Raw genomic sequence first — 22,417 nt, forward strand, 5'->3', positions numbered from 1 at the left:
TTCCTTTGATGCTGTGTTGGGTACAGATTATTGACCCGGTCCGCCCGGCGCAATAGGAAGCGGCCTGACCTGCGCGCATTGGGCGCTCGGGTGCCAATGATGGAAAATGTGATGTCTGATATGCGTGACGCCGCGATGAGCAGCAAGGCCTGGCCCTTTGAAGAAGCGCGTCGGGTGCTCAAACGGTATCAGAACAAGCCGCCGGAAAAGGGTTTTGTGCTGTTCGAGACGGGCTATGGCCCCTCTGGCCTGCCGCATATCGGGACCTTTGGCGAGGTGCTGCGGACCACGATGATCAAGCGCGCCTTTGAAGAGATTTCGGACATTCCGACCAAGCTGATCTGTTTTTCCGACGATCTGGACGGGATGCGCAAGGTGCCGGGCAATGTGCCGCAGCAGGAGATGCTGGCCGAGCATATGCACAAGCCGCTGACATCGGTGCCGGATCCTTTCGGTACGTATGAGAGTTTTGGCCATCACAACAACGCCATGCTGCGGCGGTTCCTGGATACTTTCGGGTTCGAATACGAGTTCTATTCGGCGCGGGAGTTCTATCAATCGGGCCAGTTCGACGCGATTCTGCTGCGCGCGGCGGAACGGTACGACGAGATCATGGCGGTGATGCTGAAATCGCTGCGCGAAGAGCGGCGTCAGACCTATTCGATCTTCCTGCCGATCCACCCGGAGACGGGGCGGGTGTTGTATGTGCCGATCCGCGAGGTGAATGCCAAGGATGGCACGATCACCTTTGATACCGAAGAGGGCGAGGAAATGACCCTGCCGGTTACCGGCGGGAACGTGAAATTGCAGTGGAAACCCGACTTCGGCGCGCGCTGGGCGGCGCTGGACGTGGATTTCGAGATGTACGGCAAGGAACATGCCACCAATACCGCGATCTATGACCGGATTTGCGAGATCCTGGGCGGCAGGAAGCCGGAGCATTTCAGCTATGAGCTGTTCCTGGACGAGAATGGCCAGAAGATTTCCAAATCCTCCGGCAATGGTATCTCGATTGACCAGTGGCTGACCTATGCGAGCACGGAATCGCTCGCGTATTTCATGTTTCTCAAGCCCAAGACCGCCAAGCGGATGCATTTCGATGTGATCCCGAAGGCAGTGGATGAATATCACCAGCAGTTGCGTGCCTATGAGACGCAGGACGCCGCGGGACGGGCGAACAACCCGGTCTGGCACATCCACGGGGGCGATGTGCCCAAGTCGGATATGGTTGTGCCGTTCTCCATGCTGTTGAACCTCGCGTCCGTGTCCTCGGCCGAGGACAAGGGGCAGTTGTGGGGCTTTATCCAGCGCTATGCGCCCGATGCCTCGCCGGAGAAGAACCCCGGCATGGATGCGGCGGCAGGCCAGGCGGTGCGGTATTTCAATGACTTCGTAAAGCCGCACAAGGTGTTCCGCACCCCGACCGACCTGGAGCGCGAGGCCCTGGAAGAGCTGCGCGACAACCTGAGGTCCTGGGACGGCGGGCTGGATGCCGAGGCGCTTCAGAGCATGGTCTTTGCCGTCGGGAAAGAGCGGTTCGAGCCGCTGCGCGACTGGTTTACGGCGCTTTATGAGGTCTTGCTGGGGGCGTCGCAGGGGCCGCGTTTCGGCGGGTTCATCGCGCTTTACGGTGTGACGGAAACGGCCGATCTGATCGACGCGGCGCTGGCGGGCAAGCTGACAGCGGGCTGAAACTCTTGCACTGTTGGCGCCGTGACTTGCCATATGAGCACCCGACCTTAGACTTGAGACACGAATACCCTGCCGCGCCTGCGGCGCTCTCGGGACATTCGAGTCACAGGATGATGAAGGTTAAAGGCCGGGCGCTCTAGTCACACAGCCAACAGGAGAGAGGTCATGCGGACAGGGTTTTTGAGGATGCTCGGGGCGTTGATGCTGGCGGTGATGTCCGTCACCGGGGCCGCCGCGCAATCCACCGAGATCGAGGGCACGATCAACAGTCAGTTCGAAGCCTTCAAGGCGGATGATTTCGCGACGGCATTTACCTATGCCACGCCGAGTTTGCAGCAATTGTTCCAGTCACCGCAGAATTTCCAGCGCATGGTGACGCAGGGCTATCCGATGGTCTGGCGCCCTGCCGAAGTGCGCTATCTGGAGCTGCGCAAGCGGGGCGGGTCGATGTGGCAGAAGGTGCAGATCACCGATGCCAAGGGGTTCACCCATATCCTGGATTACAAGATGGAAGAGACGGATCTGGGCTGGCGCATCGGTGCCGTGCAGATCCTGGATGCGCCGGGGGCGACGGCCTGACAGCGGGCGTTGCGCCAAGACCGTGCGCCGGTCTCAGCGCTGCTTAAGATTTCATTGATATTTCCCTGTCCACGGGTCGGCAATCGCCGGGTCTGAGGTCAACCAGACGGGGTGCTGGCGGTTTGGGTGCCGTGGCGCTGCCGGAGAAAGGGATATTTGATGAACAAGGCGATTACCGATGGCGTGGTGCTGATGCCGACCCCGTTTGCGCAAGGTCTGGATGTCTGGTCAAGCGGCGATGGGACGCCGGGTTCGGACACTTACGAAGGCTCGGCCAATGGGGCTTTTGTACCTGCGGATCAGGATTTCGGGGGGGCGCTGGAGCTGCTGAAGACGCAGAACACGCAGAAGCTGCGTTACATGGGCGAGACCCCGTTGCTGCCGGGGTGCTATCTGCAGATCAGGGCAAGGGTGAAGGCGATCAGTGGCAATCTGCCGTCGGTGCGCATCGCCGGATATGCGGCCCGCGCGAACGGGACGCTTGTGAACAATGTCGCGGGATTTTCTCCCTATGTCACGCTGACGAGCTATGGTGAGGTTGTCGAGGTGTCGGCCATCGTGGGGGCGGGCGATCGCGGCGGGGTCGATCTGGTCTGGGGGACAGAGCCGGTTTACGGCCATTTCGGGATTGACCTGGTGGGCGCGAACGGCGGGATCGTCCGGGTCGATGACATCGAGATCGAGGATGTGACATCGGTTTTCCTGCGCAACATGCTGAGCCAGGTGGATGTGGTGGATTTCGGCGCGATCGGTGACGGCACAACCGATGACAGCGCCGCATTCGATGCGGCCAATGCGGCGGCCAACGGGCGCACGGTCTTTGTGCCGGCCGGGACCTACCGGCTGAATTCCAGCGTGACGATTGACAGCAATGTGAAATTCGAGGGCAAGCTGAGCATGCCGACCAGTGCCGTTCTGGTGCTGCGCCGCAATTTCGACCTGCCGAATTACATCGAAGCCTTCGAGGACGAGGAACTGGCCTTTCGCAAGGCCTTTCAGGCGTTGCTGAACAATGCGGATCACGAGACGCTGGATCTGGGCGGGCGCAAGGTGACCATCACCGGGCCGATTGACATGCAGGCGGCGGTGCCGGGGCAGAATTCCTATGCGACGCGCCGGGTGATCCGGAATGGCCAGTTGGAGGCGGCAAGCGGCAGTGCCTGGGACACGGAAGTTGTGACCTCGCAGGCCACCTACAGCACGAGCAACAACAAACGGCTGACCAATGTCACCAACATTGCCAATATCCCTGTCGGTGCCCTGGTGGAGGGAAACGGGGTGGGCCGCGAGATTTATGTGCGGTCCAAGAACGTGGCGACCGGGCAGATCGAGCTGAACGCGCCGCTTTACGATGCCTCCGGCACGCAGAACTTCACCTTTCGCAAGTTCCAGTACATGCTGGATTTCAGCGGCTTCAGCCTTCTGAGCAAGTTCGTGCTGGCCGACATCGAGTTCCAGTGCAACAACCGGTCCTCTGCGATCATGCTGGCCCTGTCGGGCACGGCGTTTCACCTGCGCGATTGCTTCATCACGCGACCGGCAGACCGGGGGATCACCTCTATCGGCGGAGGTTGTCAGGGCATGCTGATCGACCGCTGCCAGTTCCTGTCGGCGGAAGATGCGATTCCGGTGTCGCAGCGCACGACCATCGGGTTCAACGCCAATGCCAATGATGTGAAGCTGCGCGACAACCGCGCCACGCGTCTGCGCCATTTCGGCCTGCTGGGCGGGGCCAACAGCATCATCACGGGAAATCATTTTTTCCAGGGTGACGAGGTGAACAACGGGGTCCGCTCGGCGGGCATCATCCTTGCCAATACCCATGTCAGTTCGATTTTCTCGGGCAATTATGTGGACAATTGCTTTCTCGAATGGACCAATGAGCAGGACCCGGCGCCGGACTTCAATTCTGAATATTCGTTCAGTGCGCTCAGCGTCACCGACAATATCTTTCTGTCGGGTGAGGTGGCCCCCTGGTTCAGCTATATCGTGGTCAAGCCGCATGGAGCGGGGCATTTCCTGAGTGGTGTGTCGATCACGGGCAACCGGTTCCGCAGCCTGAACGGCACCATCGACAGGGCAGAGCGGGTCGATACCACCTTTGCGGATCTCGACCTTTCAAGGTGCAAGAACGTGGTGTTTACCGAGAATTCGTTTCACGCGGTGACCCATCAGGTCGAAAGCCCGGCCAAGGTCGAATTTTTTCAGAATACGGCATCTGACATCTGGACCATTGATATGTCCGGATACCTGCCTTTCGGAGGCGAGGCGTTGAAGGTGGAAAGCGTGTTGCCGCAGGGGGCCCTGCGCAATGACAACAATGTGCGCCAGTGGGAAACACCCTATGCCGATGTGGCGATTGGCGGGAACCGCGACCAGATACGGCTGAACTGGTCGACCGCGCTGCGCGGGCGGGTGCAGGTGACGGTCCGCATGGACAGTCGCTGAATGCACCGGCAGGCCCCGTCTGAGAGGGCGGCGGGGGCCTGCCATCAGAATTCGCGCCATAACCCCAGCTTGATTGATGTAGAGGACAGAATGTCAAACGGGGTTTCGGTGCCGATCTGGATTCGGAAGTTGCGGTTCTTCGGCTTGATGAGGATCGAAGGGGCGAAGGTGCCATAGGTCTGCTGATCAATCCGGGCCAGGTAGACCTGCAACATGCCCGATGTCACCTGGCTGAAATTATATCCCAGAGTGCCATCCAGTTTTGCCGCGCGCCGACCGGAGGTGACGTCCCAGTAAAGCGCGCTGTCCACACCCATCCATCCGTAGTTCTGCCCGATCTGAAAGCTTCGGCCCCAGGACAGCCCCAGCTTGACGTGGGGCAACATCAGATCCTGAACCCAGGCGGTGCCTGCCCCGACTTCATAGGCCCATTTGTGCGTCGCGTCTGGTCGGCTCAGCGGGCGCCGCAGGAAAAGCGTGACCGCACCGGACTGCAGGCCGAGATGGCTGTTGGCAAAACTGAGGTCGGCACCGATGGTCAGGTCGTCATGCCATCCGTATTCGATGTAGGTTCCGCTGCTTTGATCGAGCGATTTGTTCAGGGTGAAGGTGGATGAAACGAAGCTGGTGCCCTTCTCTCTCATCCAGGCCCCTGCCTGTGCAGGGCCGGACAGGCAGAGAAAGATCAGGACAAGAACCAGGACAGGCATCGCATACTCCTGCGATGATCTTGGTTAATGCAAATTAAAAAATGATTACCGGCCCTGGCCATGTGCAAAAGGCTGGGCGACGAAAAAGCCCGGAACAAGGTTCCGGGCTGATCCGTAAATGTCTGGGGTTCAGATCGTCGCGCGGCTGCCGCGGGGGCCGAGGATGAGCCAGGCGATGAAGCCAAGCACCGGCAGCACCAGAATGACGACGGTCCAGATGATTTTCGCAAGCGTTGACGCGGTTGATGTCAGCACCTGATAAATTGCGTAGATATCGGCGATCAGGACGATCAGTCCGAAGAGGCCATATTCCATTGGGTGTCTCCTTGAATCACATATTGCGTATTGCTGGATAAACTCCACGTGATCGGAAAAAGTTCCGCAGCTTGCGGCAGCGCATTGTAATCGCTATGGAATGCGGATGATCTCTGACCCCAAACTGGCGCTTGACCGGCGCGATGGCCTGCCGGATGCCCTGCGGGTTCTGGCCGAAGCCTATCCGCGAGCAAATTGGGAGGCGCATGCCAACTTTGGCGAGATGATCCGCTTCTGGATGGAACGGCATGCCATGTTTCGGCAATTGACCGAGCTGTTGCAGAGCGACGCGCAGGCGCTGGCCGATGGCCGCGTCGATTTTGCCACATATGCGCCGCGGCTGTCGCAATATGGCGGGATGCTGCTGAACCAGCTTCACGGGCACCACCAGATCGAGGATCAGCATTATTTTCCGCAGTTGATCACGCTGGATGGACGTCTGGAACGCGGCTTTGAGCTGTTGGAGACGGATCATGAGGCGATGGACGGTTTGCTGCACGGGATGGCCGATGGGGCCAATGCCGTGCTGCAAGGCGGCGAGATCGGGCCGTTTCTGGATCGTCTGAACGGGTTCACGACCTTGTTGAACCGCCATCTGACCGACGAGGAAGAGATCGTTGTGCCGGTGGTGCTGGAAACAGGGTTCAGCGGATAAGACGGGATCTGCGGAACATCGCTGCGGCCACCTGAGTTGAGCGGTAACCCGACCTCAACCGAAAGGAACAGCCATGCCTGCCCGATCCAAAGCCCAGCAGCGCGCCGCCGGTGCCGCCCTCTCTGCCAAACGTGGCGAGACCAGGGTGTCCGACCTGCAGGGCGCGTCGAAAGAGATGTATGAGACCATGACCGAGGCGGAACTGGAGGATTATGCCAGTACCGACCACGACGGCCTGCCTGAAAAGGTGGACGACGATTGATCAGGATCAATCGGTCCTGCGCCTGCGCTGTTATCCGCCAGTGGCCAGCAGGCTGCGGAACCGAAGATCGCCAGGGGCGTTTTCCCGTCAGACACGCACTCAAGAAAGGAACACGTTATGAATGACATGTCTTCGACTGCATCTCTGGTTTCTTCCAGTGATGTGAACGGCACGGTGGTTTTCGGCACGAAGGGTGACGAGATCGGCCATATTGATCATCTGATGATCGACAAGAAATCCGGCAATGTGGCCTATGCGGTCATGGGTTTTGGCGGGTTTCTGGGGATGGGCGAAGACCATCACCCGATCCCGTGGAACGCCCTGCGTTATGACCCCTCCCGCGGGGGCTATGTGACCGACATCGACGCCGACACGCTGAAAGGCGCGCCCGAGCGCCCCGAGGGCTGGCAAAGCGACCGCGCCTGGGAACGGCGGACGTTCGATCATTACGGCGTGCCGTATTACTGGATGTGATTGCCTGACAGGCGGTTGAATGCGGAAGGCGGGCTGGATGGCCCGCCTTTTTGTTGATTTTTTTTGCAGAAAACGTGGTCGAGGGCGGTGGGCGTTGTAAAGCTCTGGTCCTGTTCGTGATTTCTGACATAGTTCGTATTATGCCGACGATCTTTCGACAGGGCGGGTTCCGCTTCTTTTTCTATTCAAATGAGGGAGACCCGCGTGAACCAGTGCATGTTCATGCGGTGAGCGCGGATGGTGAAGCCAAGTTTTGGGTCGGAGCGGAGGTCGAACTCGCGAGAAGTGCAGGACTAAATTCAAAAACCCTGCGCAAACTGGTGCAAATCGTGGTAGAACGGCAGGAAGACATTAGTGGAGCATGGTATGACCATTTCGGCTGAAAAGGTGCATTTCGACGATGATCAGATGTGGGTTGCCCTGTCGGATGGTCGCGTGATTGGTGTGCCCTTGGCTTGGTTTCCACGTTTGTTGGGGGCAACGAAAGCAGAGCGTGACGCTGTAAAGATCAGCCCATTCGGACTGCATTGGGAGTCGCTGGACGAAGATATTTCTGTGGAGGGGCTGCTGGCGGGTCGCGGGGATTTGTCGGGCGTTGGAAAGGTGGCTTAGAGCTAAAGTAACAAGCGAACTTCTTTTAGGGTTCTGGCTTGGCTCGCGCATTCGTGCTGGCGTCATCGAAGCCATAGAGAACCTCAAATTCCAGACTGAGCCCGAGCGTTTTCGCTTCAAAGGTTGAAGCCGTGCTCCGCTGCGCACCCGTCACCTCAACGCTTCCCCCCATACCGGCTTTTCCCGCCGCGCATGCCGCCGCGGCCGCCGGTGCTGCGGCCTGAGGCTTTTTGCGCGTCGCCGACGGCTTTCTCCACCGCGTATTGCCGCGCCATGGGGTCGTCGGCGATGGCCAGATCGACCGCCTCCAGCCGCTTGACCTCGTCGCGCAGGCGGGCGGCTTCTTCGAACTCCAGGTTCTCGGCCGCCTTGCGCATGTCGGTGCGCAGCCCTTCCAGCACGGTCTGCAGGTTGCCGCCATGGGCCTTGTCCACCTTGGCGGTGACACGGTTCATGTCCACATCGCCCTTGTAGAGACCGGCCAGAATATCCTCGACGTTTTTCTTGACCGTCTGCGGGGTGATGCCATGTTCTTCGTTATAGGCCAGTTGCTTGGCGCGGCGACGTTCGGTTTCGCCCATGGCGCGTTCCATGCTGCCGGTGATGCGGTCGGCATACATGATGACGCGCCCCTCGGCATTCCGCGCGGCGCGGCCGATGGTCTGGATCAGTGAGGTTTCGGAGCGCAGGAAGCCTTCCTTGTCGGCGTCCAGGATCGCCACCAGACCGCATTCGGGAATGTCCAGCCCCTCGCGCAGCAGGTTGATCCCGATCAGCACGTCAAAGGCCCCCAGCCGCAGGTCGCGCAGGATCTCGATCCGCTCGATCGTGTCGATGTCGGAGTGCATGTAGCGCACGCGGATGCCCTGTTCGTGCATGTATTCGGTCAGATCCTCGGCCATGCGTTTGGTCAGCGTGGTGCAAAGCGTGCGGTAGCCATCGGCGGCCACCTTGCGCACCTCGTCCAGCAGGTCGTCCACCTGCATTTCGACGGGGCGGATTTCGATCTGCGGGTCGATCAGGCCGGTTGGGCGGATGATCTGTTCGGTGAACACGCCGCCGGCCTGTTCAATCTCCCAGGCCGCGGGGGTGGCAGAGACAAAGACGGATTGCGGGCGCATCGCATCCCATTCCTCGAACTTCAGCGGGCGGTTGTCCATGCAGGAGGGCAGGCGGAAGCCGTGTTCGGCCAGGGTGAACTTGCGCCGGTAGTCGCCTTTGTACATGCCGCCGATCTGCGGCACGCTCACATGGCTTTCGTCCGCGAAAACAATGGCATGATCCGGGATGAATTCGAACAGGGTCGGGGGCGGCTCGCCCGGGGCGCGGCCGGTGAGGTAGCGCGAGTAGTTTTCGATGCCGTTGCAGACGCCGGTGGCTTCCAGCATCTCAAGGTCGAAGTTCGTGCGCTGCTCCAGCCGCTGCGCCTCCAGCAGCTTGCCATCCGCAACCAGCTGGTCGAGCCGCGTGCGCAGCTCTTTCTTGATGCCGATGATGGCCTGGGACATCGTTGGCTTGGGCGTCACATAGTGGCTGTTGGCATAGACGCGGATCTGGTCGAAAGTATCCGTCTTTTCCCCGGTCAGCGGGTCGAATTCCGTGATGCTTTCCAGTTCCTCGCCAAAGAAGGACAGCCGCCAGGCCCGATCATCCAGGTGGGCGGGGAAAATTTCAAGGCTGTCGCCGCGCACCCGGAACGACCCGCGCTGAAAGGCGGCGTCGTTGCGTTTGTATTGCTGGGCGACAAGGTCGGCGATGACCTGACGCTGGTCATAGCTGGAGCCTGTTTTCAGGTCCTGTGTCATCGCGCCATAGGTTTCCACCGACCCGATGCCATAGATGCAGGAGACCGAGGCCACGATGATCACATCGTCGCGTTCCAGCAGCGCCCGGGTGGCCGAATGGCGCATCCGGTCGATCTGTTCGTTGATCTGGGACTCCTTCTCGATATAGGTGTCCGACCGGGCGACATAGGCCTCCGGCTGGTAGTAATCGTAGTAGGAAACGAAGTATTCGACGGCATTGTCCGGGAAAAATCCCTTGAATTCGCCGTAAAGCTGGGCTGCCAGCGTCTTGTTCGGGGCCAGGATGATGGCGGGGCGCTGGGTCTCTTCGATCACTTTCGCCATGGTAAAGGTCTTGCCGGTGCCGGTGGCGCCCAGCAGGACCTGGTCCCTTTCGCCGTCTTTCACCCCCTGCGACAGTTCCGCGATGGCGGTGGGCTGATCGCCTGCGGCCTCGAATTCCGTTTGCAGGCGAAACCGCCTTCCGCCCTCCAGCTTGGGGCGGTTGCGCACGTCGGGCGCGGGGTTGGACAGAATCGGCGCGATTTCAGAGCTGTCAGTCTGGGCGTAGGGCATCTGTGGCGTCCTCGGGTGGGGAGCCCCATAGGTGTCGTTTTTGGCGGCAGGATCAAGGGGGGATGGCGGGCAACTGCCAGCTTATGTCAGCAGTATTCCCGACACCCCGTGTCATTTCATCAGGCGCTTCCGATTCGCCCTGACCTTGCGGCTGAGCGGGACCATTGCGGCGGATATCACCTGATCGGGGCTTTTGCCTGCCATGATGGCCTTGCTTGCCGCGGCATTGGCCTTGTTCAGGGCGGGCAGCTTTTCAGAGACCATGCGGGTGTTTTCGCCCGCCTTTTGCGGGATCAGCCCGGCCATGGCCATCAGCCGCAGGGCCATGACGGTTTGCGCCTCCAACGCCAGCAGGACGGCATTGGTTGTCAGCGAAATCAGATTTACAGGGTACATCGAAAGCTCCTTTCGAAAACTGATACCAAGATAATGCTGCGGCGCAGCATTTGTAAGGGGCATTCCGCATTATCCCGACGAAGGCCTTGCCCCAGACCTGCGAATGGCCGATACAGGATCGCAACACAGACCAAGGAGCGTCTCATGCGCGCACGCATCTATCAGCCCGCCCGCACGGCCATGTCATCAGGCACGGCAAAGACACGGATGTGGTTTCTGGAATTTGCACCATCAGAGGCACGCGAAGTTGATCCGCTGATGGGATGGACCTCTTCGTCCGACACGCAGGCGCAGGTGAAACTGCGCTTTGACACGCGTGAAGAGGCGGTTGAATACGCCCGCGAGCACGGCATCGACGCCCAGGTGCAAGAACCGCACAAGCGCAAGCCGAATGTCCGCCCCGGCGGCTACGGGGAAAATTTTGCAACCGGCCGCCGCGGTGCCTGGACCCACTGAAGCCGGGCCTGTGGCCGGCAGCCGGATCATCCATGATCTGCCAGATCGGCCGGACATGACCGGCGATGCGACCGGATTGCGAAAACCAGCATGTTGGCAGGGTCACATCCGATCCACTTTGAAACCCAGTGATCCGGGATCGCAGCACCCATGACCCTACCCAAAGCGGCAATCCGGTATCTGGTCACCCATTCGGGGGGCTTTCACGCGGATGAGCTGTTGTCCTCGGTTGTTCTGACCCGGCTGTATCCGGAGGCTGAACGTGTCCGCAGCCGGGAAGCGCGCTGGATCACCCCGGCCCCCGACAGGATCATCTATGATGTGGGGCGGCAGTTTGACCCCGCCGCGGGCATTTTCGACCATCACCAGGTGCCCGGCCCCCTGCGGGCGGATGGCCAGCCCTATAGTTCCTTTGGCCTGATCTGGGCCAGTTACGGGCGCGATTACCTGCGTGCCCTTGCCGTGCCGGAGAGCGACATTGAGGCGGTCCATGCGGGGTTTGAGCGCGATTTTGTGCTGCCCGTCGATCTGATGGACAACGGGGCGCTGGACCCCGGCGTTGCGGGGCCGCTTGCCGGCTTGACCCTGCCGGTGCTGCTGGAAACGCTGAAACCGGTCTTCGACAACCGCAGTCCGCAGGCGGATGACGATGCCTTTACCGCCGCCTTGCCCATCGCCCGCGCTTTTGTCGAGGCGGCGATTGCCGGAAAGGCGGCCAAGCTGCGCGCGGCCACGATTGTCCATGATGCCATTGCCCTCGCGGGCGAGGCGCGGGTGCTGGAACTGCCGATGGGCATGCCGTTTCGTGCCGCGATCCTGGAGGCGGGGGCGGATCACCTGTGGTTTGTGGTGCACCCGCGCGACACCGACTGGGCGATCACGGGGATCCGGAAGAGCGACGACAGTTTCGCGCTGCGTGCGGATCTGCCTGCGGCCTGGGCGGGGCTGAGCGATCAGGACCTGCAACAGGCCAGCGGCGTGCCCGGTGCCCGGTTCTGCCACGCAGGACGGTTCATTGCGGTCGCGACTGACCGGGACAGCGCGCTGCGCATGGCCGCCCTTGCGATCGAGGCGGCGGACCAACTGGCGGCCGAGGCGATCTAGGCCGGTGGAGGCCGTCGCGGAATAGATCACACAGAGGGGCGCCAGAAGGCTTGCCAAGCCGGCCCCGATGATGGAAAACCCCGCGCAGCGGTCCCTTAGCTCAACTGGATAGAGCAGCTGACTTCTAATCAGCAGGTTGAGGGTTCGAGTCCTTCAGGGATCGCCAGTCCGTCTCAACAGACTTTCAAAATGTTGATTTCATTTGTTTTTAATAACCAAGGTGACACCTTGTTCCGGTGAGGTGTCACCTTGCGTTCCTGTAATGATCTTTTTCAGATCGGCAGATTTGCTGTATCGCGTCGCCTCTGATGCAGAATCGTGGCCGAGGATTGCCATCCGCTGTTCCTCTGTTGCGCCGTTTTCCTTGAACACGGCAGCGCGGTGTTTGCGGATGCCATGGGCCGAAAGGCCCGTCAGCCCGGCCTTTCGGCATGCTGCGGAAAACCATTGCGCCGCCGCTTTGGGAGACCTGGTTGCACCTGACGCCGTGATGATCCACGTCATGTGTCTGGGGCTGTTGCGCAGGCAGCGATCGAGGTGGTCGGACCATTCAAACCAATGTGGGGCCGCAGACGCTTGCCATGGCACTGCCGCCTCTGACCCACTTTTGCCTCTGGCGTAGGTCAGCCACCCGTCCCGAACCATGCCCCGGCCCAGACCGCAGGCATCCTTGATGCTGGCGCAGCTGCGGTGCATCAGTTCAAAGGCCAGCCGCTGAGGTGTGTCGTGTGGCCAGAACGCGCGGAACTTGGCCACGTCATCGCGACCCCAGGGCGTGAACCCGTCGCTTTTCGGGGTCTTGCGCTTGCGCACGGCAAGGGCGGGGTCATCTGCGATCAGCCCGGACTCTAACCAGAACCGCCCCAGCGACCGCCATGCCTTTAGCCTGGCGTTGGCGGGGTGTGGCGCGCGGTCGGACAGGTCTTGGCGGATGTGCTGCGCGCGCAGGGTGTTCAGGCTGCCCGTGCCATAGTCTGCCTCGATCGCCCTGACCTGCCGCCGCCACGCATCACGGGTGGATGGTGCAAGTGCCATGAAGGTGTCAGATGCCAGATAGGCGTGACAGGCGGCGCTGATCGTGCCTGCAATCGGCTTTTGGCGCGGTGCGTGGCCTTTGTGCTGTTCAACGCAGGAAGCGTGAGCCTTGAGGAACATGGCGCTGTCGGGGGCTGCATCCGGTAACGGCCAGCGCGTTACCTTGCCGCCGGTCTTGAACCGGTAGTAATAGCGGACGTTGCCGCTGGGGTGGTGCCCTTTTGGCCAAAGATTTTTCAACCGGACGCCCGTTTTTTGAACAATTCGTCGCATGATACCACCTTGCCAGAACCAGGGTCCGGCGATGCTATGGCATCGTTTTGCATTGAGGCAAGGATTCGCAAGGTCCCGTCACGTTCGATCCGCACTTCCGAAATGCAGATGCCCATGGCCTGCGCCGCCGAAATAGCGGTTTCGATCCGGGCTTTTGATGGCGTGACGGCGGGCATGGGTTAGGTGTCCTTGTTTGCCAGTATCAGCAGGACATCGGCATGGCGTATCGAAAGAGATAGATTCATTCCTCAACAGCCTCCAAATGCTTAAGTCGCGATGTCGAAATCAGATGCAACTCAATGATGGCGAGAAACGCTTGCTCCATGCCGTATTCAAACGAAAGCGCTTTGGCCGCATCTATACGAGCGGTTGGTTCACTTTCGTGGGAGTTGAAGATTTCACTCATTCGATTAACAATCTGACGATTGGCTAGCATGGGGTCCTCCAATGGAAGTGATGAGAATTAATTGCGGCCATTGCCGTCAATGCGTCGATGTTGTCCTGCAAGCCCAGCAGGATGCTGTCCGTGCGGTGATACGTGATCCGGCTTCTGGCGAAGAGCAAACGGTCACCGGTGTTCGGATGAAAGAGGGCGAAAAGCGACAGGCTGCTATAGCGTTTTGTCCAATGTGCCTTGCTCCCAATCTGCTTTGGTACAAACGCGAAAGCCAAGTAGGTTTTGTGGACCATTTTCCGAAACAACCTGGTAGCAAGCGCGCCAAAAACGAAATGGTGTTTACAGACATCAGGCAATACCCTGACATTGAACCATATGTGATGAACGCAAACTGGCCATCTGATCTTTCGGAATCCTGGGGGGATGTCCTCAAGATGGTCGATGCCAAGGTTTCCCCTCCGAACATCGCGGCTGCTATAGGCGTATGTCTTGAGATAGCTTGCAATGCCCTCAACGCGGGCGGCAAAAAACTCTACCTGATGATTGACGCGCTGAAAAATGATGGCCACATTACTGAACCAATGCATGCCTGGGCTCATCAAATAAGAATTCTCAGAAATTCCGGGACACACAAATTTGTTGCCTCGAATTCTGATGTCGATGCAGCAGTCGATTTCATGAAGATATTTCTGCATGTGGCTTTCACCTTGAGGCTTGAGATTGAAGCAAAAACGACTTAATTCCGTCTATTTGCGTTTTCAGTATCAAGAAGAACCGGGTTTTCGGGTGAGTCATGTGTCACCCCTCCCCCCTGGTCCACGCCGGACAAAATCCTGCACCAAATTGTAAGGCGCGAGGCTGCCGAACCTTGCGGCGATCTGTTCCGCGATCTGGGCGCGGATTTCCTTTTCGGCGGCGGTCATTGCGCCCCGTCCCGCAGCAGGCACATCAGTGCCACGATTGCAGTTGCCAAGAGGACGTCAAGGCTCATGGCAACATCATGAAGATGGCGGCAAGCATCAGCAGTATCGCCCAGGACGATCTGCGAAAACCTGCGGCGATTGCGAATAGGAACGTCACCAGCGGTGCGACTTCCCATATCTGGCGCAAAAGGTCTTGCATGAGGTTGACCATCACGGCGCGTATCCTTTCGGTTGGAAAAGGCCGGGGGCGCGTGGCCCCCGGCAAGGTGTGGGGCGCGGACAGTTGCACCCCGGCAGGTAACTGCTATCTGCGAGGGCAGGCGATGCGCCCGCGCCAAGCGTCGAAGTCTGTGCGCAGCGCGGCAAAGCGCGCTGCGGCGTTGGCGTCGGTTTCCAGATCGCAGCGGGATTTCACCTGGCAGATGTTGCGCAGGTATTCAGCCGACGCTGATGCACAAAGCTGCACGCCCGGACCCATGCAGCGCATCCCGGCGAAGTTCTGGAACTGCGGATCGTTGCACAGGATGCCTGCCTGCTGGGGCAGCGGCAGGTCGGCAAAGGGTGTGGTCGCGGCGGTCATGCGGACACATCGCCCAGGGGCGGCAGAATGCGCGGCTGTTGTGGCAAATTTTCCGGGTCAGCGATCTGGTAGGCGGGATCGCCGACGCGGCCGAAATTGACCCTCTGACCGCGCGCCTCTTTCAGTTTTGCCCATTGTGCGCCCAGCACCGCAGGCATCCGGCAAAATTGTTCAGGGTTGCTGACAACGTGCTGCGCGAATTTGTTTCGGGTGATTGTCTGCATGACTGCTGCTCCTGCATGTGGATGCAGCAGACATAATACACAAAAAATGTAATCGCAAACTAAAAATACACAAAATATGTAAGTCAGTACTTACTTAGTGAGGGTTCGCGCCGTGTTTCATGGCGTGCCGTGACCTTCTGATTTCCGATTGGGGGTTCTGTCCGTTCGGCATTCTTGCGCAAGATTTCGAGAATGTTGGCTGTGTTGTCGGCAGTGTCGATTTGAGCGCGGGCAAACTGGGTTAATGCAAATTCAAACATTGCGAAAAGAATGGCGCAGCCCGCAATGGCAAATGCAAGGCCCGTCTGATCCGCTAGGAACATCCAGATTGCGGTTAGGATGGCAGCAACAAGTGCAAGCCAAGTAAGGAAGTCTAACAGTGCCAGGCTGAAGCGCGCGGCGCGGTAGGAGGTCTTCATTTCAGATAGTAACCTTCGGTTGCATTTCTTGAATAGGTAAAAAATTCTGTTGAGTTGTTCTCTTAATGTTCTAGTCTGGGTGGCATGCGAGATTTGAAACCCAGCTTTATTTTTATGACCGCGCGGGTCGCAACTTGCTTTCGGGTTGATCTGAATTTTTTGTTTGATCCAATGCACGTTTGGCGGACGGCAAGGCGTCGAAAATCTGCGCCTGAACATCTGCCGGAAGCTGGGCAAAGTCGCCGTGCATCAGAAAATTGAAGTCGATCCGGTGGGCGCGGAAATAGAATCGCATGATCTCGCGGTTAGGGAACTGTCTACCGCGTTCCATGTTGTTCAGGGAGTTCGTCGGGACGCCTGATTGCTGGGATGCCTCCGATTGCGTCATGCCAGTGCTCATTCTGGCGGCCAGCAGGCGGACAGAACAGGCGTTTTTACCCATATCCCCTAGTTGGGTCAGCATCTCTTTTTCTGCGATGTTCATGGTCCGCAGTTTGTGCTGATACAGGAAAAATGTATATTTCTGATAAATGTATCTAGACCATACATAAAAAATGTATTACCGCTGGGGGTATGAACGAAGCCTCCAACATATGCGAAATCATCGGACGAGATGTCCTTGCCGGGGCTATAGGTGTCAGCAGGCAGTCGATTAGCAATGCGATCAGCGCGAACGCTTTTCCAGCTAGTTGGTTCTTGGTGATCAAAACGCTCTGCGCAGCGAAAGGCGTCCGTTGCCCCCTGCGTCTGTTCAAATTCAAGGCAATTGTCGCAGTCGGGAATGCGCAGCGACCAGATGATTACCAAAAAAGGGGGGCTACAGCATGACCGCAGCCCCCCGTCCTTTCCCTTGCTCACTTCAAAACTCTGATCGCTCACAGGTCAAAGATGGAGTGAACATGCGGAAAAATCTTTCACAAAATGCGCGTCGGGCAGATTTTTCCGGCGGGCGTCACAAGAGCCTGTCGCGGCGCTGGTTCGCCTCCCTGCTCTGGGCGGCGTTTCCCGGCGGTTCTGAGCGTGAGGTTGCGCGGATCGGCGCGCCCGTCCTTGATGTGTCGGAGCGGCAAATCGTCAACTGGCTGCGCTGCGAAAATGACGCGGCGCTAAGCTATGTCACGGCGGTGATGGTTCTGGCGGGTGTCGAACTGGCCCTCGACGGTGTGCGGGGGCGCGCGGCATGAGCGGGCGGCGTCAAGAACCGCGCAGGCTGACAGGCCGGGTCTGCATCTGGATCGCAGGCCGGTGGTTCGCGGCATGGGGTGCGCGGGCTGCGCTGATCGCGCAGGCCAGCCGCACGGAACGCCGCGCGCGTCGGTGGCATCGTCGGTCCCGTCGCTGGAACCGGCGGTCGGAAAAATTTTTCCAAACTTTGAACGGGGGGCGGGCATGAAAGATGAAGTCCAGCACCAAGTTGCCCGGCGGCTTTGCGCCATACCACCGGCGGAAGCGGCGCAAGTTGAGAGGGCGCGTTTGTGCCGTGAGGGCATGGCGCAGGATTGGACGCCTTCGCGGGATGAACAGATCGTTGCGGCGGCAGGCCGGTATCGCTACATCCGGGCGCTTGCCGATGGATGGGGGCTGACATCGGCCAAGGTTCTGGCGCGTTGGCATCAGCTGCGGGTGAAGTCATGACCATTCGCGACCAGGTGCATGAAGTCCTGACGGAAAATTGGGAGAATTGGGGCGAACACCCCTTCGATTGGACCAGCGAGAACATCGCGCAGCGGATGATTGCAATGCGCCGGGTCGATCAATCCGCCACGGTGGCAGAAGTTGCCCAGGCGGTCGAGGAATGGCGGGGGGATCGGTGATGGCCCCGGATTTCACAAAGGCGATGTGCGGCCTCAGAACGGCCCTTACAGGGCGGTGCGGACCATGACCCGCACGGCATCCCGCCCCGGGAATGCGGTGGCACCCCATTTTGCCCCGGAAAGTTTTCTGGATGTGGCGCATGCCGAACTGACGTTGGCCGCGCCCTGGACGGTGGGCATCTGTTTCAATCCGTCTTGTTCGCGGCCCTTCACGCCTGCGCGGTCCTGGCAGATTTACTGCTGCGCCGCCTGCAAGAACACCGGAACGCAGGAAATGCGCAGCTGGGGGCACAAGATGGCCTTGCCGCTGCTGGTGCATCGGGTCGGTAAATATCAGCGCAGCGATGCGGATGTGGTCAACGTCACGCGGGCCGCGCGCCGCTACGTGACGCAAGTTCAGTCCGCGTGGCTCAAAGACCGCGAGGCCAGAAGGCAAGGGGGAGGATCATGAAGACAACAAGCATATCTGCCACCGATGTACGGGCGCAGACGCTTTGGCGGATGGTGAATGCCGTGATAGCGAATTTTTCTCCGCTCTATCGGCTGCACCCGGTCAATGTGGTGATGATGATCCTCGATGTCGCTGTGATGGGGCTGGCGAATTACTCCCAAACCGCGACGGTGGATTACTTGCGGGCGCGTGCTGACGGTATCGGCGACGGCAGGTCCGGGGTGGACGGGCATCATGCACGGGCGCTTGCGGCTGGAAACCGCATTGTCGAGGCAGCGCAGGCGGAAGCGGAAGCGCTGGAACGGCGGTTGTCATGAGTGGGGGTGCGAAAGCGATGGGCACGATCCGCGAGAACGCCAACGCTGCCTTAGACGATGCCGTGCATCACCCAGCGCACTATTCAGCACATCCATCCGGTGTCGAGTGCATCACGGTGGCTGAACATATGGGGTTCAATCTGGGAAACGTGATGAAATACATCTGGCGCGCTGATGCGAAGGGCGCGCCGGTTCAAGATCTGAAAAAGGCACGGTGGTATCTCGATCGCGAAATTGCGCGGCGTGAGGGTGCCGGACAGTGAAAGTCCTTGTCGCCTGCGAATACTCCGGCACGGTGCGCAATGCCTTTCTGGCGCGCGGGCATGATGCCTGGTCTTGCGATCTGTTGCCATCCGAGGACGGCAGTAATCGGCACATTCAGGGCGATGCGCGCGATCTGCTGAACGATGGCTGGGATTGCCTGATCGTGGCACATCCACCCTGCACCCGGCTTTGCAACTCCGGGGTGCGCTGGCTTCATCGGCCTCCTGCGGGCAAGACGTTGCGCCAGATGTGGCGCGAGTTGCGCGAGGGTGCGGCGCTGTTTTCGGATTTCTGGAACGCGCCGATCCCGCTGCGGTGTATCGAAAATCCGGTAATGCATAAGCATGCCAAGGCGCTGATCGACAACTACCGCGAATTTGCGCAATCTGTGCAGCCCTGGCAGTTCGGACATGGCGAGACCAAGCGCACCTGCCTGTGGCTGCATGATCTGCCGCCCTTGATGCCTACAGATGTGGTCGATGGCCGCGAGAACCGCGTGCATCGGATGCCCCCCGGCCCGGATCGCTGGAAAGAGCGCAGCCGGTTTTTCAAGGGCATTGCAGAGGCGATGGCGGATCAGTGGGGCGCGCTGGCATGACCCAAGCGATCCTGCGCGATGTCACAGATGATCCGCTGCCGGAATATCCGGTTTCATCATCCGTTCGACTGGACAGTCACGGGTTCATCGCCTGGGAGTTCCGCCGCTATCTCAACAGCGAAATGCGCTGGAACGCCGATCACCAGATCAAGGGCATCTGGTTTGATCTTGTGCAGCTGGCCCATGAACAAACCCCGGTCGGCACCCTGCCGATGGATCATGCGCGTTTGGCCCGCATGGTGGTGCCCGCAGTCGATGCCCTGACCTTCAAGGCACTTGCAGAGCGTCCCTATGGCGTGTTGTACGGGTGGCGACCCTGCGAATGCGATGATGGCACGGTGCGGCTGATGCACGGCACTGTGACGCGGGTTGTGTTGGAGGCGCTGAGCCGCAAGGAAATGAATGCCGCGCGCACAGATGGCGCGTCTGCCCGCAAGCGGCTTGACCGCCTCACGGTGGCATTGGCCAGCACCGCGCCTGCAATCGCCATGGACCCGGCCAAGGTCTACTGGGTCGATGCGCATATTCGCGATGCCATGGACCGCGACGGGAACAAGCGGCGCACCGAAGCGCAGTTTCACGAGGCAATTCAGGCTTGCCTGGAAAAGATGGCATCCGGGTTCTTTCGGAAATCACAGCAGCAATCAGGGGGCGGATGATCGTCTGTCCCTATGTGTCCGCAGACATAAACGGACACATAGGGACTTAAAACGGGACATAACGCCGACACACGGCCCTTATGTGTCCCGCACCATAAGACAAGACACGACAGGATAAGACAGCTTGCGCATTGCCCAGACGGACGGACAGCGCAGCAGGCGCGGGGTCAACACTGAGAAAAGGGGAAAGGCATGGACGAACAGGCACAGAAGGCAGGGGAAAAAAGGGTGCAGGAACTGCTGGTGACACCGCTTGAGCGGCTGGGGCTGACCCGACCAGCAGGTATGACCAAAGCCAACTTTGAGGCGATGCAGAATGAATTGTGCCAGCGCCTTGCCTACATGTCGCCCGATGGTCTGGGCGCGTTGGCCGAGGATATGGCGGGACGTGGTGGCGGCAAGGATCGTGACCGGTTCCCGTTGGCGCAGCGGGTGCTTGAGCGGGCGCGGACAATCGAGATGCCACCCGCCGATGCATCGCCTCTGATACGCAAGGTGTTCGCGGCGCGTCTTGGCGACGAGGCGCTGCGAGAGGGGTTTGCACCCGAACTGATGCGCTGGTTACGGATGAACCGGCAGTGGCCAAGCAATTTCGTAGTGTCCGGCCTGCGTGACGCGGCGCGGGAAAACATCAGGCGGGCCGATGACCTGCGGTGCCGGGTCGATAGGTTCGAAACGCTATCGACGGCGGATCGCATTTGGTTTGACACCCGAAAGGCGGCGGTCGCGCGGTGCGTGCAGGCCCGTGATCTGGGAAAAGGGGATGCAGCGTGATGGCGATGAAAGTGTCCGATCTGGACAAGGCGGTCGCGCGGCGGCTGGGGATTGGCGATCCGGCGAAGGTAACGCAGGCGGATCGCGATCTGCTGATCCGCAAACTCCTGGCGGCGCGGGCCAAGGTTCCACTGATCTGTGATCGCAAAGAAGTGGTGTCCGCACCAGCGCGCGGCCCTGTAATGACCTTCTTTCCGCGCGAAACGGTAATCACCGATGCGGGGAACATCCGCAGTCAGCGTGTCGGGCGCTTTGCCGCGCTCAAGGTGCAGGATGCCTTTGACAAGGCGGATGTGCAGGCGGCGCGGCGCAGGCAGCCCGCGCCGTTCACGCCGGGTCAGCGTGACGTGGGCCGGGAATATGCGGACCTGTTCACCAGGTGCCAGTCGTCGGGCTTGAAGTTATCCCAGTTGAATGGTTCGGGCGGTGGCGGTGGCATGTCTGGTGTGAGTGAGGCGGTACTGGCTGACATGCAGCGGCTGGGCTGGCTGCAGCGCCGCATTGGGCAGGGAACCGCGCTGGTGGTCCGGCGGGTGCGTCCTTCGCGGCGTGGTGGCGACGGGATCAAACGCGCGCGCAACATCAGGGATGCTGATCTGGTGCGTCTGTTCTGTGTCGATGCAGAGACGCTGAGCGCCGTTCTGGTGGCGCATGGGTGGTCTGACTACCGCGAAAACAAAAAAGCGCTGCATTGCGCCCTGTGCGCCGCCTTGGAGCGCATGCGTGGCTATTAGCTGTGGGTTTGGCAAAAAGGGGATTGACCGTTAGCACGGTCTTTCCTATCACTTGTGACATCATCACCAAATGCGCCCACGGGAAACCGGCAGGGCGCATTTTTCGTTGGTGGTTTCCTGTCGCGGTGGGGAAGTGGTCTATCCCGGCTGGTTCATACCCAGCAGATCGTCGGTTCAAATCCGGCCCGCGCAACCAGATAAACCAGAGCAGTGAAGGCGTCCGCACCAAGGTGGTCCATCGCTTGAAGTCGGGGTTGTGCTGTCGGGCCAGCGCAACCTCGCAGTGTTTCATGAAATCGGCGCGCATCCGTTTCTCTTCCCACGGTTGACGGCGCGCCGGTCGCGGGCGGCAGAGTGGCAGCGATGTCGCCCGCATCGGTACAAGGGGGCGGCGATGGCGATCCGTAAGGTCTGTGTCGCCGCTGGTTGCGATGAACTGGCGATCGAGGGTCTGGCGCATTGCCCGGATCACGAGGCCAGGCGGTTGGACGCGCTGGCGCAACGAAGGGCGAAGGCGCAAACCAGTAACGAGGCCCGCGCCGGTCGCGCCCTCTACAAGCTGACCGCGTGGGTTCGCGCATCGAAGGCTTACCTGCGGCGTAATCCTCTGTGCGCTGACTGCCTCGATCTAGGTGTGGTCGAGGCCGCGACGGAGGTAGACCACATCGTCCCGCATCGCGGCGACCGCAAGGTGTTCTTTGATCGGTCGAATTGGCAGGGACTTTGCAAGTCCTGTCACAGTCGCAAGACAGCCCGCGAAGTTTTCCATGGAGGGGGGTGGTCAAAAAATCTGACGCCTGAGCCAAGGACCGGCGTGGGTACATTTGTTTTCGTGCGGGGCGAATTGGGGAAAAAAGCCCAAGGGTGAAAGGCCCTTTGGCATCTTGAAAGG

At 59.8% G+C, this 22,417-nt stretch carries 34 protein-coding genes and 2 tRNA genes; 24 read left to right on the forward strand and 12 right to left on the reverse strand.

The window, feature by feature from the left end:
• The first annotated feature begins 111 nt into the window (after positions 1–111).
• The 3 genes from ACWNZ3_RS02940 (at position 112) to ACWNZ3_RS02950 (ending at position 4,719) form a co-directional block, all read left to right on the forward strand.
• Positions 112–1,692 (forward strand): lysine--tRNA ligase, encoded by a 1,581-nt coding sequence (locus ACWNZ3_RS02940; RefSeq protein WP_274574079.1) that lies wholly within the window; start codon positions 112–114, stop codon positions 1,690–1,692.
• Between the two features lie 165 nt (positions 1,693–1,857).
• Positions 1,858–2,271, forward strand: a complete 414-nt coding sequence (locus ACWNZ3_RS02945) for a DUF4864 domain-containing protein (RefSeq protein WP_496901115.1) — start codon at positions 1,858–1,860, stop codon at positions 2,269–2,271.
• A 159-nt stretch (positions 2,272–2,430) separates the two neighbouring features.
• A complete protein-coding gene (locus tag ACWNZ3_RS02950) occupies positions 2,431–4,719 on the forward strand; it encodes a glycosyl hydrolase family 28-related protein (RefSeq protein ID WP_496901116.1) in 2,289 nt (762 codons plus the stop codon).
• A gap of 44 nt (positions 4,720–4,763) precedes the next feature.
• Here ACWNZ3_RS02950 and ACWNZ3_RS02955 read toward each other — a convergent pair whose 3' ends face one another.
• Positions 4,764–5,429 carry a hypothetical protein gene (locus tag ACWNZ3_RS02955; RefSeq protein WP_496901117.1) on the reverse strand — a complete coding sequence of 222 codons (666 nt, stop codon included), beginning with the start codon at positions 5,427–5,429 and terminating at the stop codon, positions 4,764–4,766.
• Between the two features lie 129 nt (positions 5,430–5,558).
• Complete coding sequence (locus ACWNZ3_RS02960) at positions 5,559–5,744, reverse strand: PLDc N-terminal domain-containing protein (protein ID WP_114272772.1); 186 nt, start codon at positions 5,742–5,744, stop codon at positions 5,559–5,561.
• Between the two features lie 106 nt (positions 5,745–5,850).
• Between ACWNZ3_RS02960 and ACWNZ3_RS02965 the strand changes: the two genes are divergently transcribed.
• The 5 genes from ACWNZ3_RS02965 to ACWNZ3_RS02985 all read left to right on the forward strand — a co-directional run bounded on the left by ACWNZ3_RS02965 (position 5,851) and on the right by ACWNZ3_RS02985 (position 7,747).
• Positions 5,851–6,399 carry a hemerythrin domain-containing protein gene (locus ACWNZ3_RS02965; protein ID WP_496901118.1) on the forward strand — a complete coding sequence of 183 codons (549 nt, stop codon included), beginning with the start codon at positions 5,851–5,853 and terminating at the stop codon, positions 6,397–6,399.
• Between the two features lie 73 nt (positions 6,400–6,472).
• Positions 6,473–6,661 (forward strand): DUF3008 family protein, encoded by a 189-nt coding sequence (locus ACWNZ3_RS02970; protein WP_269367429.1) that lies wholly within the window; start codon positions 6,473–6,475, stop codon positions 6,659–6,661.
• A 117-nt stretch (positions 6,662–6,778) separates the two neighbouring features.
• The gene (locus ACWNZ3_RS02975) at positions 6,779–7,135 is read left to right on the forward strand and encodes a PRC-barrel domain-containing protein (RefSeq protein ID WP_269367430.1); all 357 of its coding nucleotides are present in this window, start codon (positions 6,779–6,781) and stop codon (positions 7,133–7,135) included.
• Positions 7,136–7,185: 50 nt separating this feature from the next.
• Positions 7,186–7,518: a DUF4160 domain-containing protein gene (locus ACWNZ3_RS02980; protein ID WP_496901119.1), complete on the forward strand. Its 333-nt coding sequence runs from the start codon at positions 7,186–7,188 to the stop codon at positions 7,516–7,518.
• Positions 7,502–7,747, forward strand: coding sequence for a DUF2442 domain-containing protein (locus ACWNZ3_RS02985; protein ID WP_269367432.1), 246 nt, complete (start codon positions 7,502–7,504; stop codon positions 7,745–7,747). The genes ACWNZ3_RS02980 and ACWNZ3_RS02985 overlap by 17 nt, the downstream gene beginning before the upstream one ends.
• 155 nt (positions 7,748–7,902) lie before the next feature.
• On the opposite strand, the gene uvrB is transcribed toward ACWNZ3_RS02985, so the two are convergent.
• A complete protein-coding gene (uvrB, locus tag ACWNZ3_RS02990) occupies positions 7,903–10,107 on the reverse strand; it encodes an excinuclease ABC subunit UvrB (protein ID WP_274574090.1) in 2,205 nt (734 codons plus the stop codon).
• 111 nt (positions 10,108–10,218) lie between these two features.
• Positions 10,219–10,503: an antifreeze protein gene (locus tag ACWNZ3_RS02995; RefSeq protein ID WP_274574091.1), complete on the reverse strand. Its 285-nt coding sequence runs from the start codon at positions 10,501–10,503 to the stop codon at positions 10,219–10,221.
• A gap of 144 nt (positions 10,504–10,647) precedes the next feature.
• On the opposite strand from ACWNZ3_RS02995, the gene ACWNZ3_RS03000 reads away from it, so the two are divergent.
• The 3 genes from ACWNZ3_RS03000 (at position 10,648) to ACWNZ3_RS03010 (ending at position 12,229) form a co-directional block, all read left to right on the forward strand.
• On the forward strand, positions 10,648–10,959 hold the full coding sequence (locus tag ACWNZ3_RS03000) for an ETC complex I subunit (protein WP_114272766.1): 312 nt from the start codon (positions 10,648–10,650) through the stop codon (positions 10,957–10,959).
• A gap of 150 nt (positions 10,960–11,109) precedes the next feature.
• Complete coding sequence (locus ACWNZ3_RS03005; RefSeq protein WP_496901120.1) at positions 11,110–12,063, forward strand: MYG1 family protein; 954 nt, start codon at positions 11,110–11,112, stop codon at positions 12,061–12,063.
• A gap of 89 nt (positions 12,064–12,152) precedes the next feature.
• A tRNA-Arg gene (locus ACWNZ3_RS03010) sits at positions 12,153–12,229 on the forward strand.
• Between the two features lie 32 nt (positions 12,230–12,261).
• Here the strand turns inward: ACWNZ3_RS03010 and ACWNZ3_RS03015 are convergent.
• The 3 genes from ACWNZ3_RS03015 to ACWNZ3_RS03025 form a co-directional block, all read right to left on the reverse strand.
• Entirely contained in the window at positions 12,262–13,338 is a 1,077-nt protein-coding gene (locus tag ACWNZ3_RS03015) for a tyrosine-type recombinase/integrase (protein WP_269367437.1), read from the reverse strand.
• Complete coding sequence (locus ACWNZ3_RS03020; protein WP_269367438.1) at positions 13,335–13,547, reverse strand: hypothetical protein; 213 nt, start codon at positions 13,545–13,547, stop codon at positions 13,335–13,337. Before ACWNZ3_RS03020 ends, ACWNZ3_RS03015 begins: the two co-directional genes overlap by 4 nt.
• Before the next feature lie 65 nt (positions 13,548–13,612).
• Positions 13,613–13,807: a hypothetical protein gene (locus ACWNZ3_RS03025; protein ID WP_496901121.1), complete on the reverse strand. Its 195-nt coding sequence runs from the start codon at positions 13,805–13,807 to the stop codon at positions 13,613–13,615.
• Between the two features lie 11 nt (positions 13,808–13,818).
• On the opposite strand from ACWNZ3_RS03025, the gene ACWNZ3_RS03030 reads away from it, so the two are divergent.
• The gene (locus ACWNZ3_RS03030) at positions 13,819–14,508 is read left to right on the forward strand and encodes a DUF4145 domain-containing protein (protein WP_269367440.1); all 690 of its coding nucleotides are present in this window, start codon (positions 13,819–13,821) and stop codon (positions 14,506–14,508) included.
• Between the two features lie 247 nt (positions 14,509–14,755).
• Here ACWNZ3_RS03030 and ACWNZ3_RS03035 read toward each other — a convergent pair whose 3' ends face one another.
• From ACWNZ3_RS03035 to ACWNZ3_RS03055, 5 genes are all read right to left on the reverse strand, one after another.
• On the reverse strand, positions 14,756–14,905 hold the full coding sequence (locus tag ACWNZ3_RS03035) for a hypothetical protein (protein WP_496901122.1): 150 nt from the start codon (positions 14,903–14,905) through the stop codon (positions 14,756–14,758).
• A 90-nt stretch (positions 14,906–14,995) separates the two neighbouring features.
• Positions 14,996–15,271, reverse strand: a complete 276-nt coding sequence (locus ACWNZ3_RS03040) for a hypothetical protein (protein ID WP_496901123.1) — start codon at positions 15,269–15,271, stop codon at positions 14,996–14,998.
• Positions 15,268–15,495, reverse strand: coding sequence for a hypothetical protein (locus tag ACWNZ3_RS03045; RefSeq protein WP_496901124.1), 228 nt, complete (start codon positions 15,493–15,495; stop codon positions 15,268–15,270). Before ACWNZ3_RS03045 ends, ACWNZ3_RS03040 begins: the two co-directional genes overlap by 4 nt.
• 83 nt (positions 15,496–15,578) lie before the next feature.
• Positions 15,579–15,914, reverse strand: coding sequence for a hypothetical protein (locus ACWNZ3_RS03050; RefSeq protein WP_496901125.1), 336 nt, complete (start codon positions 15,912–15,914; stop codon positions 15,579–15,581).
• 112 nt (positions 15,915–16,026) lie between these two features.
• Positions 16,027–16,398, reverse strand: a complete 372-nt coding sequence (locus ACWNZ3_RS03055; RefSeq protein ID WP_496901126.1) for a helix-turn-helix domain-containing protein — start codon at positions 16,396–16,398, stop codon at positions 16,027–16,029.
• 415 nt (positions 16,399–16,813) lie between these two features.
• On the opposite strand from ACWNZ3_RS03055, the gene ACWNZ3_RS03060 reads away from it, so the two are divergent.
• The 12 genes from ACWNZ3_RS03060 to ACWNZ3_RS03115 all read left to right on the forward strand — a co-directional run bounded on the left by ACWNZ3_RS03060 (position 16,814) and on the right by ACWNZ3_RS03115 (position 22,393).
• Complete coding sequence (locus ACWNZ3_RS03060; protein ID WP_496901127.1) at positions 16,814–17,098, forward strand: hypothetical protein; 285 nt, start codon at positions 16,814–16,816, stop codon at positions 17,096–17,098.
• A gap of 205 nt (positions 17,099–17,303) precedes the next feature.
• Positions 17,304–17,549, forward strand: a complete 246-nt coding sequence (locus ACWNZ3_RS03065; protein WP_496901128.1) for a hypothetical protein — start codon at positions 17,304–17,306, stop codon at positions 17,547–17,549.
• Positions 17,546–17,728 (forward strand): hypothetical protein, encoded by a 183-nt coding sequence (locus ACWNZ3_RS03070; protein ID WP_496901129.1) that lies wholly within the window; start codon positions 17,546–17,548, stop codon positions 17,726–17,728. Before ACWNZ3_RS03065 ends, ACWNZ3_RS03070 begins: the two co-directional genes overlap by 4 nt.
• A 64-nt stretch (positions 17,729–17,792) precedes the next feature.
• On the forward strand, positions 17,793–18,179 hold the full coding sequence (locus tag ACWNZ3_RS03075) for a hypothetical protein (protein ID WP_496901130.1): 387 nt from the start codon (positions 17,793–17,795) through the stop codon (positions 18,177–18,179).
• The gene (locus ACWNZ3_RS03080; RefSeq protein ID WP_496901131.1) at positions 18,176–18,496 is read left to right on the forward strand and encodes a hypothetical protein; all 321 of its coding nucleotides are present in this window, start codon (positions 18,176–18,178) and stop codon (positions 18,494–18,496) included. The genes ACWNZ3_RS03075 and ACWNZ3_RS03080 overlap by 4 nt, the downstream gene beginning before the upstream one ends.
• A gap of 17 nt (positions 18,497–18,513) precedes the next feature.
• Entirely contained in the window at positions 18,514–18,759 is a 246-nt protein-coding gene (locus ACWNZ3_RS03085; RefSeq protein ID WP_496901132.1) for a DUF3310 domain-containing protein, read from the forward strand.
• Complete coding sequence (locus tag ACWNZ3_RS03090; RefSeq protein WP_496901133.1) at positions 18,756–19,358, forward strand: hypothetical protein; 603 nt, start codon at positions 18,756–18,758, stop codon at positions 19,356–19,358. Before ACWNZ3_RS03085 ends, ACWNZ3_RS03090 begins: the two co-directional genes overlap by 4 nt.
• Positions 19,355–20,017, forward strand: coding sequence for a hypothetical protein (locus ACWNZ3_RS03095; RefSeq protein ID WP_496901134.1), 663 nt, complete (start codon positions 19,355–19,357; stop codon positions 20,015–20,017). Before ACWNZ3_RS03090 ends, ACWNZ3_RS03095 begins: the two co-directional genes overlap by 4 nt.
• Positions 20,018–20,209: 192 nt before the next feature.
• A complete protein-coding gene (locus tag ACWNZ3_RS03100; RefSeq protein ID WP_496901135.1) occupies positions 20,210–20,791 on the forward strand; it encodes a hypothetical protein in 582 nt (193 codons plus the stop codon).
• The gene (locus tag ACWNZ3_RS03105; RefSeq protein WP_496901136.1) at positions 20,788–21,525 is read left to right on the forward strand and encodes a hypothetical protein; all 738 of its coding nucleotides are present in this window, start codon (positions 20,788–20,790) and stop codon (positions 21,523–21,525) included. The genes ACWNZ3_RS03100 and ACWNZ3_RS03105 overlap by 4 nt, the downstream gene beginning before the upstream one ends.
• Before the next feature lie 118 nt (positions 21,526–21,643).
• Positions 21,644–21,721, forward strand: a tRNA-Met gene (locus ACWNZ3_RS03110).
• Between the two features lie 198 nt (positions 21,722–21,919).
• A complete protein-coding gene (locus ACWNZ3_RS03115; protein WP_496901137.1) occupies positions 21,920–22,393 on the forward strand; it encodes an HNH endonuclease signature motif containing protein in 474 nt (157 codons plus the stop codon).
• The last annotated feature ends 24 nt before the right edge of the window (positions 22,394–22,417 follow it).

This window comes from Sulfitobacter sp. IGS-18 (genome assembly GCF_059628195.1).

Bases quoted from the DNA above. Each gene is read 5' to 3' on its own strand.
- ACWNZ3_RS02940 (WP_274574079.1), top strand. From the start codon at position 112: ATGTCTGATATGCGTGACGCCGCGATGAGCAGCAAGGCCTGGCCCTTT.
- ACWNZ3_RS02945 (WP_496901115.1), top strand. From the start codon at position 1,858: ATGCGGACAGGGTTTTTGAGGATGCTCGGGGCGTTGATGCTGGCGGTG.
- ACWNZ3_RS02950 (WP_496901116.1), top strand. From the start codon at position 2,431: ATGAACAAGGCGATTACCGATGGCGTGGTGCTGATGCCGACCCCGTTT.
- ACWNZ3_RS02955 (WP_496901117.1), bottom strand. From the start codon at position 5,429: ATGCCTGTCCTGGTTCTTGTCCTGATCTTTCTCTGCCTGTCCGGCCCT.
- ACWNZ3_RS02960 (WP_114272772.1), bottom strand. From the start codon at position 5,744: ATGGAATATGGCCTCTTCGGACTGATCGTCCTGATCGCCGATATCTAC.
- ACWNZ3_RS02965 (WP_496901118.1), top strand. From the start codon at position 5,851: ATGATCTCTGACCCCAAACTGGCGCTTGACCGGCGCGATGGCCTGCCG.
- ACWNZ3_RS02970 (WP_269367429.1), top strand. From the start codon at position 6,473: ATGCCTGCCCGATCCAAAGCCCAGCAGCGCGCCGCCGGTGCCGCCCTC.
- ACWNZ3_RS02975 (WP_269367430.1), top strand. From the start codon at position 6,779: ATGAATGACATGTCTTCGACTGCATCTCTGGTTTCTTCCAGTGATGTG.
- ACWNZ3_RS02985 (WP_269367432.1), top strand. From the start codon at position 7,502: ATGACCATTTCGGCTGAAAAGGTGCATTTCGACGATGATCAGATGTGG.
- uvrB (WP_274574090.1), bottom strand. From the start codon at position 10,107: ATGCCCTACGCCCAGACTGACAGCTCTGAAATCGCGCCGATTCTGTCC.
- ACWNZ3_RS02995 (WP_274574091.1), bottom strand. From the start codon at position 10,503: ATGTACCCTGTAAATCTGATTTCGCTGACAACCAATGCCGTCCTGCTG.
- ACWNZ3_RS03000 (WP_114272766.1), top strand. From the start codon at position 10,648: ATGCGCGCACGCATCTATCAGCCCGCCCGCACGGCCATGTCATCAGGC.
- ACWNZ3_RS03005 (WP_496901120.1), top strand. From the start codon at position 11,110: ATGACCCTACCCAAAGCGGCAATCCGGTATCTGGTCACCCATTCGGGG.
- ACWNZ3_RS03020 (WP_269367438.1), bottom strand. From the start codon at position 13,547: ATGCCCGCCGTCACGCCATCAAAAGCCCGGATCGAAACCGCTATTTCG.
- ACWNZ3_RS03025 (WP_496901121.1), bottom strand. From the start codon at position 13,807: ATGCTAGCCAATCGTCAGATTGTTAATCGAATGAGTGAAATCTTCAAC.
- ACWNZ3_RS03030 (WP_269367440.1), top strand. From the start codon at position 13,819: ATGGAAGTGATGAGAATTAATTGCGGCCATTGCCGTCAATGCGTCGAT.
- ACWNZ3_RS03040 (WP_496901123.1), bottom strand. From the start codon at position 15,271: ATGACCGCCGCGACCACACCCTTTGCCGACCTGCCGCTGCCCCAGCAG.
- ACWNZ3_RS03045 (WP_496901124.1), bottom strand. From the start codon at position 15,495: ATGCAGACAATCACCCGAAACAAATTCGCGCAGCACGTTGTCAGCAAC.
- ACWNZ3_RS03050 (WP_496901125.1), bottom strand. From the start codon at position 15,914: ATGAAGACCTCCTACCGCGCCGCGCGCTTCAGCCTGGCACTGTTAGAC.
- ACWNZ3_RS03055 (WP_496901126.1), bottom strand. From the start codon at position 16,398: ATGAACATCGCAGAAAAAGAGATGCTGACCCAACTAGGGGATATGGGT.
- ACWNZ3_RS03060 (WP_496901127.1), top strand. From the start codon at position 16,814: ATGCGGAAAAATCTTTCACAAAATGCGCGTCGGGCAGATTTTTCCGGC.
- ACWNZ3_RS03065 (WP_496901128.1), top strand. From the start codon at position 17,304: ATGAAAGATGAAGTCCAGCACCAAGTTGCCCGGCGGCTTTGCGCCATA.
- ACWNZ3_RS03070 (WP_496901129.1), top strand. From the start codon at position 17,546: ATGACCATTCGCGACCAGGTGCATGAAGTCCTGACGGAAAATTGGGAG.
- ACWNZ3_RS03075 (WP_496901130.1), top strand. From the start codon at position 17,793: ATGACCCGCACGGCATCCCGCCCCGGGAATGCGGTGGCACCCCATTTT.
- ACWNZ3_RS03080 (WP_496901131.1), top strand. From the start codon at position 18,176: ATGAAGACAACAAGCATATCTGCCACCGATGTACGGGCGCAGACGCTT.
- ACWNZ3_RS03085 (WP_496901132.1), top strand. From the start codon at position 18,514: ATGGGCACGATCCGCGAGAACGCCAACGCTGCCTTAGACGATGCCGTG.
- ACWNZ3_RS03095 (WP_496901134.1), top strand. From the start codon at position 19,355: ATGACCCAAGCGATCCTGCGCGATGTCACAGATGATCCGCTGCCGGAA.
- ACWNZ3_RS03100 (WP_496901135.1), top strand. From the start codon at position 20,210: ATGGACGAACAGGCACAGAAGGCAGGGGAAAAAAGGGTGCAGGAACTG.
- ACWNZ3_RS03115 (WP_496901137.1), top strand. From the start codon at position 21,920: ATGGCGATCCGTAAGGTCTGTGTCGCCGCTGGTTGCGATGAACTGGCG.